General features: G+C 65.0%; 17 protein-coding genes. 7 read left to right on the top strand and 10 right to left on the bottom strand.

Translation table 11 applies throughout. From position 1 onward, the window contains the following. Nucleotides 1-10 precede the first annotated feature (10 nt). Nucleotides 11-1,021, bottom strand: coding sequence for a ligase-associated DNA damage response exonuclease (locus FNA46_RS19445; RefSeq protein WP_185969915.1), 1,011 nt, complete (start codon nt 1,019-1,021; stop codon nt 11-13). Nucleotides 1,022-1,094: 73 nt separating this feature from the next. Further along, on the bottom strand, nt 1,095-2,600 hold the full coding sequence (locus FNA46_RS19440; protein WP_246103214.1) for an MDR family MFS transporter: 1,506 nt from the start codon (nt 2,598-2,600) through the stop codon (nt 1,095-1,097). Nucleotides 2,601-2,716: 116 nt separating this feature from the next. Between FNA46_RS19440 and FNA46_RS19435 the strand changes: the two genes are divergently transcribed. After that, a complete protein-coding gene (locus FNA46_RS19435; protein ID WP_143126869.1) occupies nt 2,717-3,289 on the top strand; it encodes a MarR family winged helix-turn-helix transcriptional regulator in 573 nt (190 codons plus the stop codon). A 24-nt stretch (nt 3,290-3,313) separates the two neighbouring features. Here the strand turns inward: FNA46_RS19435 and FNA46_RS19430 are convergent, their stop codons facing one another. Further along, nucleotides 3,314-4,831, bottom strand: a complete 1,518-nt coding sequence (locus tag FNA46_RS19430) for a diguanylate cyclase domain-containing protein (protein WP_143126868.1) — start codon at nt 4,829-4,831, stop codon at nt 3,314-3,316. 433 nt (nt 4,832-5,264) lie between these two features. Between FNA46_RS19430 and FNA46_RS19425 the strand changes: the two genes are divergently transcribed. After that, nucleotides 5,265-5,930, top strand: coding sequence for a glutathione S-transferase family protein (locus FNA46_RS19425; protein WP_143126867.1), 666 nt, complete (start codon nt 5,265-5,267; stop codon nt 5,928-5,930). On the opposite strand, the gene FNA46_RS19420 is transcribed toward FNA46_RS19425, so the two are convergent. Continuing rightward, nucleotides 5,878-6,513, bottom strand: a complete 636-nt coding sequence (locus FNA46_RS19420; protein WP_143126866.1) for a DUF2087 domain-containing protein — start codon at nt 6,511-6,513, stop codon at nt 5,878-5,880. The genes FNA46_RS19425 and FNA46_RS19420 overlap by 53 nt on opposite strands. Nucleotides 6,514-6,680: 167 nt before the next feature. Beyond that, nucleotides 6,681-7,604 carry a LysR substrate-binding domain-containing protein gene (locus tag FNA46_RS19415; RefSeq protein ID WP_143126865.1) on the bottom strand — a complete coding sequence of 308 codons (924 nt, stop codon included), beginning with the start codon at nt 7,602-7,604 and terminating at the stop codon, nt 6,681-6,683. A gap of 35 nt (nt 7,605-7,639) precedes the next feature. Between FNA46_RS19415 and FNA46_RS19410 the strand changes: the two genes are divergently transcribed. Beyond that, on the top strand, nt 7,640-7,915 hold the full coding sequence (locus FNA46_RS19410) for a hypothetical protein (RefSeq protein WP_143126864.1): 276 nt from the start codon (nt 7,640-7,642) through the stop codon (nt 7,913-7,915). 35 nt (nt 7,916-7,950) lie between these two features. Here FNA46_RS19410 and FNA46_RS19405 read toward each other — a convergent pair whose 3' ends face one another. Both FNA46_RS19405 and FNA46_RS19400 read right to left on the bottom strand, forming a co-directional pair. Further along, on the bottom strand, nt 7,951-8,574 hold the full coding sequence (locus FNA46_RS19405; RefSeq protein ID WP_143126863.1) for a glutathione S-transferase family protein: 624 nt from the start codon (nt 8,572-8,574) through the stop codon (nt 7,951-7,953). A 61-nt stretch (nt 8,575-8,635) separates the two neighbouring features. Further along, nucleotides 8,636-8,998, bottom strand: coding sequence for a DUF4406 domain-containing protein (locus FNA46_RS19400; RefSeq protein WP_143126862.1), 363 nt, complete (start codon nt 8,996-8,998; stop codon nt 8,636-8,638). A gap of 98 nt (nt 8,999-9,096) precedes the next feature. On the opposite strand from FNA46_RS19400, the gene FNA46_RS19395 reads away from it, so the two are divergent. Both FNA46_RS19395 and FNA46_RS19390 read left to right on the top strand, forming a co-directional pair. After that, nucleotides 9,097-9,852 (top strand): DeoR/GlpR family DNA-binding transcription regulator, encoded by a 756-nt coding sequence (locus FNA46_RS19395; RefSeq protein ID WP_143126861.1) that lies wholly within the window; start codon nt 9,097-9,099, stop codon nt 9,850-9,852. A gap of 158 nt (nt 9,853-10,010) precedes the next feature. Further along, on the top strand, nt 10,011-10,418 hold the full coding sequence (locus FNA46_RS19390; RefSeq protein ID WP_143126860.1) for a hypothetical protein: 408 nt from the start codon (nt 10,011-10,013) through the stop codon (nt 10,416-10,418). A 297-nt stretch (nt 10,419-10,715) separates the two neighbouring features. Here the strand turns inward: FNA46_RS19390 and FNA46_RS19385 are convergent, their stop codons facing one another. Then, nucleotides 10,716-11,723: an asparaginase gene (locus FNA46_RS19385; RefSeq protein ID WP_143126859.1), complete on the bottom strand. Its 1,008-nt coding sequence runs from the start codon at nt 11,721-11,723 to the stop codon at nt 10,716-10,718. Between the two features lie 112 nt (nt 11,724-11,835). On the opposite strand from FNA46_RS19385, the gene FNA46_RS19380 reads away from it, so the two are divergent. Both FNA46_RS19380 and FNA46_RS19375 read left to right on the top strand, forming a co-directional pair. Continuing rightward, nucleotides 11,836-12,573, top strand: a complete 738-nt coding sequence (locus tag FNA46_RS19380; RefSeq protein WP_143126858.1) for a DUF3750 domain-containing protein — start codon at nt 11,836-11,838, stop codon at nt 12,571-12,573. Nucleotides 12,574-13,251: 678 nt separating this feature from the next. Beyond that, the gene (locus tag FNA46_RS19375; protein ID WP_143126857.1) at nt 13,252-13,782 is read left to right on the top strand and encodes a hypothetical protein; all 531 of its coding nucleotides are present in this window, start codon (nt 13,252-13,254) and stop codon (nt 13,780-13,782) included. A 54-nt stretch (nt 13,783-13,836) separates the two neighbouring features. Here FNA46_RS19375 and FNA46_RS19370 read toward each other — a convergent pair whose 3' ends face one another. Both FNA46_RS19370 and FNA46_RS19365 read right to left on the bottom strand, forming a co-directional pair. Continuing rightward, the gene (locus FNA46_RS19370; protein WP_143126856.1) at nt 13,837-14,850 is read right to left on the bottom strand and encodes an NAD(P)H-quinone oxidoreductase; all 1,014 of its coding nucleotides are present in this window, start codon (nt 14,848-14,850) and stop codon (nt 13,837-13,839) included. A gap of 160 nt (nt 14,851-15,010) precedes the next feature. Then, the coding region (locus tag FNA46_RS19365) for a GGDEF domain-containing protein (protein WP_143126855.1) at nt 15,011-16,042 on the bottom strand (1,032 nt) is incomplete at its 5' end.

Raw genomic sequence — 16,042 nt, 5'->3', positions numbered from 1 at the left:
AGAGCCATCCTCAATCCCCCTCATCCTCGTAGCCCACCAGATGCAGCGGGCGGGCGGCGATGCCGGCAAGCTCGCACCAGCGCACCAGCGCTTCCTCGCGGCCATGCGTGACCCAGACCTGCTGCGGGGCGATCTCGCGGATGGTGTCGAGAAGTTCCGGCCAGTCGCAATGGTCGGAAATGACGAGCGGCAGTTCCACGCCGCCCTGCTTGGCGCGCTGGCGCACCATCATCCAGCCGGAGGCAAAGGCGATCAGCGGCTCGTTGAAACGGCGCGCCCAGCGCTCCTGGAAGGCAGAGGGCGGACCGACGACAATGGCCCCGTGGAAGGTCCCCGGTTCCTTCTTCTCGACGGTTGCAGGGCGCAAGTCGCCGAGATCGATGCCCTCGGCGCGATAATAGTCGCAGAGCCTGGCCAGCGCGCCGTGGATGTAGATTGGCCGGTCGTAACCGCAGTCGCGGATGAGACGGATCACCCGCTGCGCCTTGCCGAGCGCATAGGCGCCGACGAGATGCGTGCGCTCGGGAAACTGGACAAGCGAGGTCAGCAGCTTGCGGGTTTCCGCCTTCGGATCGGGGTGATGGAAGACCGGCAGGCCGAAGGTGGCTTCGGTGATGAAGACATCGCAGGCGACCGGCTCGAAGGGCGCGCAGGTGGGATCCACGCCACGCTTGTAATCGCCGGACACGACGATGCGGGTGCCATCCTTTTCGATGGCGATCTGCGCCGAGCCCAGCACATGGCCGGCCGGATGGAAGCGGACCTTGACGCCGCCGAGATCCACCGCCTCCCCCCACGCGACCGCCTGTGTCGAACCCGCAAAATCGGCGCCATAGCGCAGGGCCATGATGTCGAGTGTCTGGCGGGTGGCGAGCACGGCGCCGTGGCCGGCGCGGGCATGATCTGAATGGCCATGGGTGATCAGCGCCCTTTTCACCGGGCGCACGGGATCGACATGAAAATCGCCGGCCGGGCAATAGAGACCGGCCGGCGTGGGATAGAGCAGCGCTTCGGGTTTCATGACGCTGAAGATAGGCAGAAAGCAGCGCTTTGAAAGCCCTGCCCGTCGCGCCACCAAAGGCTGCCTGTCTGCCTCAGCTCTTGCGCTCGCCGAGCGAGGGCAGACGCACCGGCTTCAGCATCAGGGCCGCGATCAGTCCGATTATGGCAAAGCCGGCCGCGGTGAGGAACATCGGCTCGAAGGCCTGCGCATAAGCATTGGCAACCGCCAGCCGCGCCGCATCCGGCAGCTTCGCCAGCTGGTCCGGCGTCAGCGTGGTGACATTCTCGACGCCGGGCACGGTGACGCCGTGCATGAAGGCGGTGATGACGGCGCCATAGACGGAGATCGCGATCGCCGCCCCGCCCATGCGCGTCAGCGTGACGGCGCCAGTGGCAGAGCCCACATCGGCGCGCGGCACGGCATTCTGCACGCCGATGATCGGCGCCTGCTGGCCAAGCCCGACGGAGAGGCCCTGCATCAGCATGACGAGCGCCACCAGCACCAGCGAACTGCCGGCATGCAGCTGCGAGAAGATGAGAAGGGTCGCAACATTCATCACCAGACCCGTGACCACGAAGGGCTTGTAGCGGCCGGTGATCGAGATCAGCCGCCCGGCCGACAGGGAGCCGATGACGATGCCGCCGGTGACGGCGATGAAGAACAGACCGGCGGCGGTCGGTGACAGCCCGGTGGTCGTCTGCAGGAAGAGCGCAAAATAGTTGACCATGCCGATCGCAACACCGCCCGTCATCAGCGAAACGACGAGGAACAGCGAGAAGGTCGAATCCTTAAACAGGCGCAGCGGAATGATCGGCTCCGGCGCGCGACGTTCCACGAGAACCCAGGAGACAGCCGCGGCAATGCCGATCACCAGCACCGTGAAGCTCTGCCAGGAAAACAGCGCGCCGAACAGCGAGATGCCGTCCGTCAGAAGAACGACGGTGGTGCTGGCCAGCGCCAGCAGCACGGCACCGAGATAATCGATCTTCGGCTGGCGGCTGGGACGCCGGTTCGGCAGCATCATCACCAGACCGGCCAGCACAATGATACCGATCGGCAGGTTGATCAAAAAGATCGAGCGCCAGCCGAACAGGTCGCTCATGGTGCCGCCGATCGTCGGTCCGACGGTACCGGACGCCATGATGACGAGGCTGGAATAGCTCTGGTAGCGGGCCCGTTCGCGCGGCTCGAACAGGTCGGCATTGACGGAGAAGATCGACACCATGATGCCGCCGCCGCCCAGCCCCTGGAAGACGCGCGCGGCAATGAGACTGTCCATCGACCAGGCGAGGCCGCAGAGCAGCGAACCGATGGTGAAGATGGTGACGGCGCCGATCATCACGTATTTGCGGCCAAAGAGATCACCGAGCTTGCCATAGACGGGCATCACCGCGCTGGTGGCGAGCAGGAAGGCCGACCCCACCCAGCCGAAACGCTCGAGTTCCCCGAACTCCCCGACGATGGTGGGAAGGGCGGTGGAGACGATCTGGTTGTCGAGCGTGGCCATGAACATGGCCGTCAGGAGAAAGAGGAAAAGGATCAGCCTCTTGCGCGGATCGGTGACGAGAGGCTGGAACTGCTGGGGCGACATGTCCATGGGAGGCTTCCTGAAGTTTGCCGATTTATGTGCCTTTAGCATATAATTGTCAATCGAATGCTCTTGCTGATGGCATGCACTTGAAGCCGCCTCACGATTTGGTGTACGACAGCCGCATGAGAACAGACCACACCGCGCCAGAGACAGCCTCGCAGACCGATGCGGACATCTTCCGCATCGGCCAGACGATGACGCGCATGCGGGTGATGATGGGACGGCGCATGATCGGTCGCATCGCGATTGCCCGTGCCGCTCCGGGTCTCGATCTGTCACAGCTCGACATTCTCGAAGTGGTGGTGCGCATCCGCCGCGAAGGCGGCGAGGCAACCGTCGGCGCCATTGCAGAGGCCATGCGCATCGACCCCTCGCGTGGCAGCCGGCTGGTGGCCGAACTGGTCAGTCAGGGAATCCTGAAGCGCGACGCCTCGCAGGAAGATGGCCGCCGTTCGCTGATCGCGCCGACGGAAGCCGGCGAAGCCCTGCTGACGGAAATCCGGGCGGTGAAGCACGCGATCGTCACCCAGGCGACCCATGGCTGGAGTTCCGAGGAACGCCTTGCCTTCAGCCTGCTGTTCGAGCGCTTTCTCGACGGGTTCGAGGAGATCTTCCTCCATGCGGAGCGTCTGGAGGATGTGGTCCTGCCGCCGGAACCACGCCCCCTTCCGCCCGAGGAGGGACGGGACCGCTGAACCGGGGCGATCTTGTGCTCAAGGTCAGGCTGGCACGCGGCGGATCACCTGCAGTGCATCGCGCCCTTGCGCCTTGGCCTCGTACATGGCGCGGTCGGCGGCCGCCAGCAGCGCTTCCGCCGTATCGCCATCCTGCGGATGAAAGGAGACACCGATGCTGCAGGTCACCGATGTCCGCGCGGTGCCGACACGCAGATCCTCGGCGATTGCGCCATGGATTTCACGCAGGCGCATCAGCGCGCTGACCTCGTCCTGGTAGACATCGGCCAGCACGATGGCAAATTCGTCGCCGCCAAGGCGCACGGCCAGGTCGTTCGGCCGCAGGCGCTGCTCGATCCGTTCGGCAATGCGCTTCAGCACCTCGTCGCCTGCCGCGTGGCCGTGCGTGTCATTGACCTGCTTGAAATTGTCGAGATCGAGATAGGCGACCGTCAGCTTGCGGCTCTCGCGGCGGGCGTCCATCAGCGTCCGCGCGAACTGCGCCCAGAACAATGTGCGGTTCGGCAGGCCCGTCAGCGGGTCGTGATAGGCCAGATGCTGGATGCGGCGCTCGTTCATGGCCCGCTCGATGGCAATGCCAGCGAGGTCGGTCGCCATGGCGGTCAGCTCGATCTCGCGCGCCGTCGGCTCGCGCACCTCGTTGGAATAGAGCGCGAAGGTGCCGAGCACGCGGTTGTTGGCGCCCATGATCGGCGTCGACCAGCAGGAGCGCAACCGGAAAGGCATGGCGAGATGGCGGAAATCCGCCCAGAGCGGGTCGGACTGGATATCGCGCACCACGATGGAGCAGCGCCGCCAGGCAGCCGTGCCACAGGACCCGACGGACGGACCGATGGCAACGCCATCGATCAGCCGTGTATAGGACGGCGGCAGGCTGGGGGCAGCGCCATGGCGCAGCCGTTCGCCCGCCTCGTCCAGCAGAAGCACGGAGGCGTAAATCCCTTGCAGCTGGTTCTCGATCATGCAGCACAGCGCATCGAGCACCGCCGGAAGCGGCCGCCCCCGCGCCACCATTTCCAGCACCGCCGCATGGCCGCGCTCGAGTTCCGCCTCCTGCCGGGCGCGGGTGATGTCGCGCGACATGACCATCAGCCCCACCACGTCGCCCTTGGCATCGCGCAGGCTGGTGCGGGTGGTGAGCAGCCATTTCTCGGCACCGTCAGGCAGACGCACCATCTCCTCGCGCTCGCAGTTGGCGCCTTGCGCCATCAGGTCCTGCTCAAGGGCAAGCCGCTGCTCGGCCGTCTCGCGGTCGAGAAAATCGAGTTCCGTGCGCCCGAGCACGGAGGACATGGACCGGGCATTGATGCAGGACATTGCCGCCGCATTGGCGAAAACGAACCGACAGCAACGGTCCTTGATGCAGAAATATTCGGAGAACTGATCGAACAACATGCTGGGATCGAGAGACTGGATGACATGGGCTGCGCCAAGGGCGTCGACGTCGGCGGAGGTGGCAAGCTGGACGAGATGGCGACGCAGTTGATCGAGCGGATCGGCATCGGCTGCGACAACCCTGTGGTGCATTGCACTGTCACTCATTCATGCGCCTCCTGCACCCATCCTGCACCCTCGCCCTCCCATTCGCGAATCCTAGCGGGGCATCCCGCTATATGAGAAGGGCAAAATATGTCGCGGGGTCCGTTGACGGCCAAAGAATGGGATGCAAACCCTTCGCTTCATTTAAGAAGATAGGAAAATTTCGATCTATCGCGGGAAAAGCCCTTAAACCCCGCCTGTCGTTGCATCAATTTGAAACAGAGCTTCTGATCGTTCTGCCCTGTCGCGAATCGCAACAGGGCAGAACGAAAAAATTTCAAGAGGGAAAACTGATTCGTTTTCAGCGTGAATTTCCGGTTTTTTCCGCCGCCTGCCGATCAGAAAATTTCATCGCCGGTTGCAGCCGGATGCCCTTTCCGTTGCCGCGGCAGCGCAATAGGCTCCGGTCCTTAGCCGCAAACAGGAATGACTGCCCATGCTGACGATCTACGGCGCCTGCCGCTCCCGCGCCACCCGCACCCTCTGGCTGGCCGGCGAACTCGATCTTGCCTTTACCCACGTGCCCGTGGTGCAGGCCAAGCGCCTGGAAAACCCGCTGGCCGCGGATGCGCCAATCAACACCCAATCGCCCGCTTTCCTTGCGATCAATCCGATGGGCACCATTCCCGCCATCGAGGATGACGGCGTGGTGGTGATCGAATCGCTCGCCATCAACCTCTACCTCGCGAAGAAATACGGCGGCGACCTCGGCCCGAAAGATCTGGTCGAAGAGGCCGCCATGCTGCAATGGGCGCTGTTTGCCGCGACCGAGATCGAGGCAGCCGCGCTGAAGATTTCCGCCGCCTCGCTCGGCGAACAGACCGACGAAGTGAAAGCCACCATCGCGACGGCCGCCGCCAGCCTGAACCGCCCCTTCGACGTGCTGGAGAAACACCTGACGGCCAGGACCTGGATGGTCGGCGAACGCTTCACGGTCGCCGACATCAACATGGCCGAGATCGTCCGCTACGCCCAGCCGCATGCGCCGCTGTTCGTTGAGCGCCCGGCGCTGAAGGCCTGGCTGGAGCGCGCCCAGGCCCGCCCCGCCTTCAAGGCGATGTGGGAGAAGCGTCTGGCCGAGCCGGCGACCGGACCGGTGTGAACGGCGGCCGGTTCGAGACCCGTGGCACCCGCTTTGCCCGCTTGCGCGCCTGAAGATGCGCGATCAGGGCCGCCGCGTCCGCCGGCGGGCGGGTTTCGATCCGCCGGTAGATGCGGCAATCCGGCGAGCGGGCAACCATGCCCCAATCGACAAGTTCGCGGCGGATCAGCACGTGATCCCCAAAGCCGTTCAGCGCCTTCAGGATGGCGTTCACCTCGGGTTCGGAAAGCTCGCGCCGGGCGGGCAGCGACGCCCAGCACCACCAGAGCGCCAGCTTCTGCTGCGCGGTTTTCTTCGGCCAGCGGGCCATGACGGCTTCGTCATCGAAACAGCGCAGCACCAGCTCGATCCGGCGGTGATCGACGGGCTCCGCCTCTACCGGCTCGGGTGCGGCCTCCAGCCGGGCGGCAGCCGCGTGGCTCGCCTTCAGATGCTGGAAATTGCGGAAACCCGCGCCGCGGGCGAGCAGGTTCAACAGTTCGACATGGCTCGGCGGGGTATCGCGGGCATAAAGTTCGCGGCGCAGGGTTTTCGCCAGCGCGGAGAGATCCGGAATGGTGACGGCATGCAAGGTCTTCGACATCGTTTCGTCCTCGATATCGTGCCGATGTGATCGTCGGTGGTCACCGTCTTCCGACCCGGCACGAAGGAGAAACCAACGTGAGTGCGGGATGCGTGGGCAGGTTTAGCTCCCGATGCGGGATCGGGCGGTGACGCCTGGGTGAACTGCGGACCCTTCGGGAATGATCGTTACCGGTCCGACGCCGGTGCGTCAAGCGCGGCCCAGTCGGCCATCGCCTCGTCGAGTTCAGCGCGCAGCCAGGCGGCGAACATCTTCACCTTGGCCGGACGTCGCGCGCCGGTGCGGGTGACGAGATAATGGCCCATGCCGGTCGATGCCTCGAGGGCGAAGGGACGCACCAGGCACTTCTGGCGGATCGCCGACAGGGCGAGCAGCCGCCAGGCCAGCATCACCCCCTGCCCGGCAATCGCGGCCTCGAGACAGAGCGAGGCCTCGCTGAACACATGGCGGGGCTTCACCTTGCGACCGGCAAGGCCGGCCTCTTCCAGCCACACATCCCAGGAAAACATCGCCTGCCCGTCGAGCAGAACCGGCAGCTTCAGAAGATCGGCCGGCGTCTTCACCCCACGCGCCAGCGAGGGCGCGCAGACCGGAAACACCGTCTGCGGCAGAAGCAGTTGCGCATCCACGCCCGGCCATTCGCCGCGCCCGATGCGGATGCCGACATCGACGGCATCGCGGGAGAAATCCGCAAGCCGCGCGGTGGCATCGAGCCTCAGGCGAAGCTCCGGATGGCGAGCGGTGAAACGGTCGATCCGCGGCAGGATGAAGCGCGAGGCAAAGACCGGCGCGACCGTGACGGTGAGCAGCGTATCGTCCGGCTGGCGGCCGATGGCGACCGCCTCCGACAGGGCCTGAAAACCCTCCGCCAGCCGGGCGATCAGCGGCCCCGTGCCCTCCACCGGCACCAGCCCCTTCGGGGTGCGGGCAAAGACGGGACGCCCGAGTTGGGCTTCCGCCTTGATGACCTGCTGGCTGACGGCGCCGATGGTGACGCCAAGCTCCTCGGCCGCCGCCTGCAGCGAGCCGAGGCGGGCCACACTTTCCAGCGCCCGCAGGCCGTTGAGATGAACGCGATTGAGGTTCTGCATATAGATTTTCTACAGCAGGCGCCTGATTTCTTCAATTGAAGACGATGCCCGGTTCGCGGATAACGAGCCTGCAAATAACTCTTATTTGCGAGGTAGCCGCGATGGCAATTCCAACCCTTTTCCGCAACATCCTGACCTTGGCAACGTGGGCGACCCGCATCGACGGCGCGAACGGCGAGGACATCCTGCAACATCCGCAGATCCACCGCATGAGCCTGCGCGATCTCGCCGATCTTCCGCTCGGTCAGGTCACGTTTCAGGAGACACCGACCGCCGCGCAAAACACTCTGCCGCTGTCACGCTGCGCCTGAAGAAAATCTGAACCGCCCGACGGACATCCGTCCGCTCAGGCAGCCGCCTCATCGGCGAGCGCCTTCTGCACCGACGGACGCTCCTGCATGCGCCGATAGTGATCCTCGACGCGCGGAAACTCGGCGATATCGACGCCATCGCCCTTCAGCCAGCCGGACATCACGAAGAGATAAGGGTCGGCGACGGAATAGGCTTCGCCCAGCACCCAGGGGCCGGCCAGCATGCCCTCCTCGATCAGGCGGAAGCAATCGCGCATGGTGGCGGGCACCTTGCGCTTCATGTCCTCGATCGAGGTCGGCTCATCGGCCCAGCGGGTGGCGCGGCGGCCATGCGCGTGGTTCACATGCACGGTGGAGGCGATGAAGCTGTTGAACCCCTGCAGCTGCGCCAGCGCGAAGGGATCGTTCAGCGGCGCGAGCTGCTTGTCCGGCGCCATCTGGGCGATGAACAGCAGGATCGCCAGCGTTTCCGTCAGCGTGCCCTTCTCCGTCACCAGCGCCGGCACGCGGCCCTTCGGGTTGACCTTCAGATAATGTGCCGAACGCTGCTCGTTTTCCGCAAATTTCAGCCGATGCAGCGCAAACGGCAGGCCGGAATCGATCAGCGCGATATGGGCGGCGAGCGAACAGGCGCCGGGCGAGAAGAAGAGCGTCAACATCAGCAGTCCTCCAGAATATCGAGGGCAAGGAGTAGCCCATCACCCGGCGCCGGGAAAGTGCCTATTCCGTGACGACGCCCGGAACATCCTCCAGCCGGTACCAGACGGGCAGGCCCCGCTCCCGGGCGATCCGCACATCGTTGTCGGCCCCCTTAGATTCGCCCGGCAGGCGCAGCACGCCCTCGCAAAGCGCCAGAAGCCGGTGCGCCACGGGATAGAAGATGTCCTCGTAGAGCGCATCGCCCACCCTCTGTCCGCCGGCGGCGCGCCAGATCGGCAGCGCCACCCATTCGCCGATCATCGGCACATGGCCTGCCTTGAACAGGGCATGCGAGGGCGCCTCAAGGCGATGCAGGTTTTCCGCCATCTTCCGGGGATCATCCCCGGTTCCGGAACGATAGGGGCCGGCAATCAGGATCAGCATGGTGTGTATCTCCGCACGAAAAATCTTGTTTTCTTGCCTTCAGGACTCAATTCAGGCAACATCACTAGGTTTCGTGCAATTTCGTGAAGAGTCAAGCCATGCTGACCAGCCAACGCAAAGCCCTGATCCTCGACCTGCTGCGCCGCGACGGCCAGGTGATTGCCCGCGATCTGGCGCAATCGCTCTCTCTGTCGGAGGATACGATCCGCCGCGACCTGCGCGAGATGGCATCGGAGGGACTGTTGACCCGCGTGCATGGCGGGGCGCTGCCGCTGGCGCCGGGGCTGCCGGACCTGACGGCCCGGCGCGGCCTTGCAAGCGACGTGAAGGATCGGCTCGGCCGCGCCGCCGTGGCGCTGGTCCGGCCGGGCATGACGATCTTTGTCGATGGCGGCACCACGCATGCCGCGCTGCTGCGGCACCTGCCGCGCGACATGGCCGTCACCATCCTCACCCACAGCCCGACGATTGCGGCGGATCTGGAGCATCATGCGGCCAGCGTGATCCTGATCGGCGGCACGCTCTACAGGCATTCCATGGTGGCGGTCGGTGCGCAGGCCGCCGCGCAGATCGCGCTTCTCAGCCCCGATATCTTCTTTCTCGGCGTTACCGCGATCCATGCGACACGCGGCCTCTCGACCGGCGATTTCGAGGAAGCCGCGATCAAGCGGCAGATCGCCGGCCGCGCCGGGGAAACAATTACGCTTGTTACACCGGAAAAGCTGGATGCCACCTCACCGCACGTGATCATGCCCACCGCGCAGCTTTCGACCCTGGTGGTGCCGGCGGAGACCGGCGAGGATCGCCTTCTCCCCTATCGGCAGGCCGGCATCAAAATCATCGCCGCCGACTGATCCGGCACCGCAACGTCTGCGTTAGTGAGCGCATCCGGATGGTTTGCGACGCCTGGCCCCAGGTCGGCGATGGCATGGCGTCCGGACGATCCGCGGCGCATCGGGACGTCTGCCCCGGACCGCGGCGCATGATGCGCCCCTGCCACAGGAGATTGCCGATGTTGACACGCCTGCCGCCCCTTCTTCGCACCCTGCCACTGTGCCTGGCGCTTGCCGCCAGTCCCGCCGCCGCCACCGGCGAGGCCTACAGCGCCCGCGACATCGAGCGCCAGATCATCGGCAAGCGGATCTATCTGGCAGCCCCCCTCGGCGGCGAATTTCCGCTGAACTATCGCCGCTCCGGCGTGGTCGATGGCTCCGGCGAGGCACTCGGCCTCGGCCGCTTCATCCAGCCGACGGATACCGGCAAATGGTGGATCCGCGGCAACCGCCTCTGCCAGCAGTTCACCACCTGGTACAAGGGCGCGCCGATGTGCTTCGAACTCTACAGGACCGGCGAGCGGACGCTGAAATGGATCCGCGACAACGGCCAGACCGGCACGGCGCGGATTGGCGGGGAGATTTAAGGGTTCGGTCGTGACGTTGCGTTGCGTTTGAAGTGGCTCTGGCGTTCTGCCCGCTGTGGCATATCGGCGCCGCTGGGCATTTCCCCCGCAAGGGCGACTGTTGCAATTGAAACAAGCCCCCTCCCAACCCTCCCCACAAGGGGGAGGGCTTTAACCCAGCCGAGCCGCCGAAGCAGGTGAAAGCCGGGCGGGTGCAGCAGCGCGCCCCTCGTGGAGAGATGGCGGCAGCCAGAGGCGGCAAACCACACGACACAACGCCACCCAGGTGCGGCCGATCACGCCATCCCGGCCAAAACCTCATGCAAACAGCGCGTCCGTCACCCGGATATCGCCGACATGGATACCGTTCCAGTTGGAGAGCGGGCGGTTGGCCATGGCGATCAGCGTGTCGCGGGTCTCGCTGCCCGGCTCGAAGAAGCGGGCAATCAGCGCATAGATCATGCTTTCGGCGGCGCGCGAGGTGCCGTCCTCGCATTTGACGGCAAGCGCCACGCCCTGCTCGGGAAGGGCCGCGACGAAGACGCCTTCGGCCCCGGTCTTGGCAAAGATTTTCCCTGGCGCCACCTCCATCAGCCGGGTGCAGGCGCGCTTGGTGCCGGCCACATAAAAGGGTTCGGCCATGCAGGCCTCCATCAGCCGGCGCGAGGCTGCGGCGCGGGCGGGCGACAGGCCCTCGCCGGTCAGCATGCGGGCAAAGCCGTGCGCCAGCCCGGTGAGCGGCACGGCATAGGTGGGGATGGAGCAGCCATCGGTGCCGCAGGTATCGCGGTCCAGCACGGCGCCGGTCAGCGCCTGCATGACGGCGCGGATTTCCGCCTGCAGGGGGTGGTCATAGCCGACATAGCCCTTCGGATCCCAGCCGGACTGCACGCAGGTGCAGATGAAGCCGGAATGCTTTCCGGAGCAGTTGTTGTGCAGCGCCGTCGGGCGCTCCAGCGTGCGGGCCTGGTGGATCAGCGTCTGCTGGTCGGAGGACCAGTGCGCGCCGCATTCGAGAACGGAAAGGTCGTGGCCGGCCTTTTGCAGCATGCCGGCGGCGGTCGCCACATGCTCGTCCTCGCCGGAATGGGAGGAACAGGCGAGCGCGAGTTCCCGCGCCGAGAGGGTGAAGGCATCCGCTGCACCGCTTTCGATCAGCGGCAGCGCCTGCATGGCCTTGCAGGCGGAGCGCGGAAACACGCCGGCCTCCACATCCCCGGCGGAGAAGACGATGCGGCCGGCGCCATCCACGGCGACAGCCATGCCGCGATGACGGCTTTCCACACGATTGCCACGGGTGACTTCGACGGTAACGGGATTTTGCATTGGGAGGCCCTGCTGATGCTGCTTTCCTGCCTCTGATAGCCTGACGGGACAAAAAGCCCAACCCATTTTACCGGCCCGCAGCACGGGCCAAGCGAAGCGGGCAACAACCGGAATGACACTGCTGAAACGACTGCTGACGACGTTTTTCCTGCTCTACCTCGCCCCCACCTTCGCCGCCGCCGGCTGGTGGGCGCTGCAGGAGAGGCCCGCCCGCTGGAGCGAGGCCAACTGGGGCTCCTCCGGCCTGCTGCCACGCCCGCAAGAGAGCAAGGACGCTGCCATCTATGTGTTTTCCGCCAAGACCGGCGGGCTGAAGGGGGCGGTGGCGAGCCATGCCTGGATCGTCACCAAGGCAAAGGGCGCCGCCTCCTATCAGCGCTACGACAAGGTGGGCTGGGGTTCTCCCATTCGCCGCAACCACCGGCCGGCCGATGCCTACTGGTATTCCAATGCGCCGGAACTGGTGGTCTCCGTCACGGGGGCCGAGGCCGAACGGCTGATCCCGCACGTCGAGGCGGCGATTGCTGCCTATCCCTACGCCCAACCGGGTGATTACCGCATCTGGCCGGGGCCGAATTCCAACACCTTCGTCGCCTTCGTGCTGCGCCGCGTGCCGGATCTCGGCGCCGTGCTGCCGCCGCATGCCGTGGGCCGCGATTTTCTGCCGGAAGGGCCGTTCCTCGTGATCGACCCGGACGGACGCGACGTGCACCTGACGCTTGCCGGCCTGATCGGCCTTTCCGCCGGCTGGCGCAGCGGGCTGGAGGTGCATGTTCTGGGCCTCGTCGCCGGGCTGGATCTCGCCCGCCCCGGCCTCAAGATCCCGGCCATCGGCCGCATCGGGATATAGCCCTCGCCCGATATGCGCCCCAAACAGAAAAAGGGCCGCTTGCGCGACCCTTTCCATGAGTTCGGTTCGGAATGCGAACCGGGACCTTGCGGTGGAAGATCCCTGAGGAGGTGCGGTCAGGCCGAGGGCTGCCCCGTCATGACCAAAACCTTTCCCATGTCCGCCTTGCAAACCGCAATCTCATTAGACATCGGATCACCTCCTTCCGTTTCGTTGAACATGAAAAGAAGGTAGGCGCGAGGCCGCCGATCTTCAAGCCACGTTGTGTAACAGCGGCATGTGATTGCGTGAAAGCATCCGCTCCGAAGGCGCAAGGGCGGCAACCCTGCCGCGCGCCGGAGCGGGCCGGCACCGCAATCCACCCCGCCCGAGAGGGCTGCACGCCAATCCCATAGGCATCACGCCGCAGCCGCATCGTGCGGTGCGGTCACCCATTCGTCGAGGACAGCGTGCCCCCAGGTTGCGCCGAGGAGCCCTTGGAAAAGACGCGAGCCCGCTGCCTGCCGGGTTTCGATTGCCTCTGACGGCCGGAGGTGGACGCGCAATCCGGCCATTCTAGCAAATGCATTTCTGGGATGCATTATTATAATTTACTCTACCTTAAGTATATTTTGTGGCGCGACGATAAAATTAGCGCTATGGTTGCATTGTTCTTCGATAACGCAGGGAGGAATTGCAATGAAGAGCAAATATTTCGGCATGCTGGTCTCGGTCGCCGCGGCACTCGGACCTCTGACACCCGTTCAGGCACAGGATTTGAAACTGTCGGCCTTGACGCCGCAGGACTTCGCCTTCTGCCTGAACAGCGAAGCGTTGCTGGTGATCTCGGCCACCTCATCGACCGAAACCGGCGTCGTCATCACCAATGTCGGCAATTCGCTGACCAACACGAGCGGCAAGATCGTGGTGGCAGCCAACAACTACTACGGGAAGGGCGCCGGCGGTTTCTGGACCTCAGGCATGGGGACGTTCACGCTGGCTGCCGGCAGCTGCTACAATGTCAACTCAATGAACAAGCCGACCCCACCCAACCCATCGATACCCTGGACCTGCGCTGCCACCACCGGCGCAGCCTCACAGGCCGGCGCCACATTTACCGGGGTGATCTCGACGCCCACGCAGGTGACGCCGATCGCGACGGGTTATGCCCTGGCCGGCGTCACCTCGACGCTGAACAATGCACCGGTGATCAGTTGCCCGCTGAACTGAGCCTATGAACACGGGCGGCCGGGCGTCTCGTCCGGCCGCTTTCTGCCGTCGCGATCAGTTGAGCGTCAGCACGATCTTGCCGATATGGCTGGAGCTTTCCATCAGCCGATGCGCCTCCACCACCTGATCGAAGGGCAGCACCGTGTGGATGACGGGCGCCACGCGGCCGGCCTCCAGCAGCGGCCAGACCTGGGTGGCGAGATCGTCGCGGATGGCGCGCTTTTCTTCCGCCGTGCGCGGGCGCATCGTCGAGCCGGTCACCGTGAGGCGCTTGACCATGATCGGCGACAAGTTGACCTTTTCCGCCACGGCACCGCCGAGGAAGGCGATGATCGACAGGCAGCCGTCCTTGGCCAGTACGGAGAGGTTCTTTTCGAAATAGGCGGCGCCGATCATGTCGAGCACCACATCGACCCCCTGCCCTCCGGTCGCCTCCTTGAGGACGGCGACGAAATCCTCGGTCCTGTAATTGATGGCGCGCAGAGCCCCCAGCCCTTCGCAGGCGGCGCATTTGTCCGCCGAGCCGGCGGTGGTGTAGACGGTTGCGCCGAAGGCGCGGGCCAGCTGGATCGCGGTGGTGCCGATGCCCGAGGTGCCGCCATGGATCAGCACGCTTTCGCCCTCGGTCAGACCCGCCATCTGGAAGAGGTTCGCCCAGACGGTGAAGAAGGTTTCCGGCAGCGCCGCCGCCCGCACGGCATCATAACCCTTGGGAAAGGGCAGCGCCTGGCCGGCGGGCAGCAGGCAGTACTGCGCATAACCCCCACCATTGGCGAGGCCGCAGACCTGGTCGCCGACGGCGAAATCGGCGACGCCCTCGCCGAGCGCCACCACCTCGCCCGCCACTTCCAGGCCGAGAATGGGGCTCGCCTCCTTCGGCGGCGGATAGCTGCCCTGCCGCTGCGCCACATCCGGCCGGTTGACGCCGGCCGCTGCCACGCGCACCAGGATCTCGCCGGGGCGCGGCTGCGGCACCGGGCCGGTGGCGAAGGTCATCACCTCGGGCGCGCCGAAGCTTTGCAGATCGACATGGCGCATGGAGACGGGAAGCGGAGCGGACAGAGGCATGGGCTGTTCCTTTCGTTCGGTTCCCCGATGTAGGACCCGACACCGCACTTGAAAAGGTGACGCGCTGCCGCAAGCGACAGCGCGTCCGCGCCCGCGCTATTTTTCGCTCCAACGCATCCGGACAGGAGAGGCCGGCGCGCACGAGGGCTGAGTGGCTGTCTCAGGCGGAATGTGCCTGAAAACTGCTGAACACCAGCCCGCTCTCGCAATCCTTGGCCTGCGCCTTCACGCCGGCAATCGCCGCACTGATGCGGTTGACATCATCGAGCAGCAGGCCTTCGGGCAGTTCGAGAACGGCAATCGAGCAGCGCAGCAGCGGAAAATCCCGTTCCCGCCCATTGCGGTCATGGCCGCGGATGATGCCGGCCGCTCGGTCTTCCGGCGAATAAAGTTCCACCACATCGTCGTGGAAATCGGAGAGCAGCCGCTCCAGGATCTCGTTCAGTTCCTCGCGCGTCCAGTCGCTCAAGCCGATGAAGAAATCGTCGCCGCCGACATGGCCGAGGAAATGGCCTTCCGAGAAGAAATAGCGCCGCATCAGCGCGGCAAACAGCGAGATGGCATGATCGCCCATCTGGAAGCCGTAATGGTCGTTGAACGGCTTGAAGTGGTCGAAGTCGCAATAGCAGAAGAAGCGCGTCTGGTCGTCGTTGCGGCCCACCTCGTGCATGAAGTCGCGGATGGCGCGGTTGCCGGGCAGGCCCGTCAGCGGGTTCTGGTCCTGCGCCACCTTCAGCTGCTTCTCGTTGATGACCTTGATCAGCGAGGCGGCCGAGACGACGCCGGCATAACGCATGTTTTCCGTCAGGATCACGCAGTCGCTGCCATCCATGTTGGCAAAGATGTTCATCAGCCGCTCGGCATTGGCATCGAGGCCGACGATCGGCGCGCCTTCCACGAAATGCGAGATGGCGCGCTCGTAGATCTTGTTCTTCAGGAGGTCGCGGCCGAAGGGGCGGTAGATATATTCCTTGAGGTGATGCTCGCTGATGATGCCGCGCGGTTCGCCATTGGCGTTCAGCACCGGGAAGAAGGACTGGCGCGGATTGCTGCGGAACAGTTCGAACACGGTATCGACGCTTTCGTGCTCGTAGACGGTCGGCAGCATCTCGATCTGCTTGCGGATCAGGATCTCGTCGATCTCGGACGTGGCCGCCGCGCCAGCCAGTCGCTCGACGAGATCCTGATCCGC

The organism is Affinirhizobium straminoryzae, assembly GCF_007004135.1.
Classification (GTDB): Bacteria; Pseudomonadota; Alphaproteobacteria; order Rhizobiales; family Rhizobiaceae; genus Neorhizobium; species Neorhizobium straminoryzae.
The sequence above is the reverse complement of the archived record's forward strand: the minus strand, read 5'-3'. Positions and strand labels throughout refer to the sequence as shown.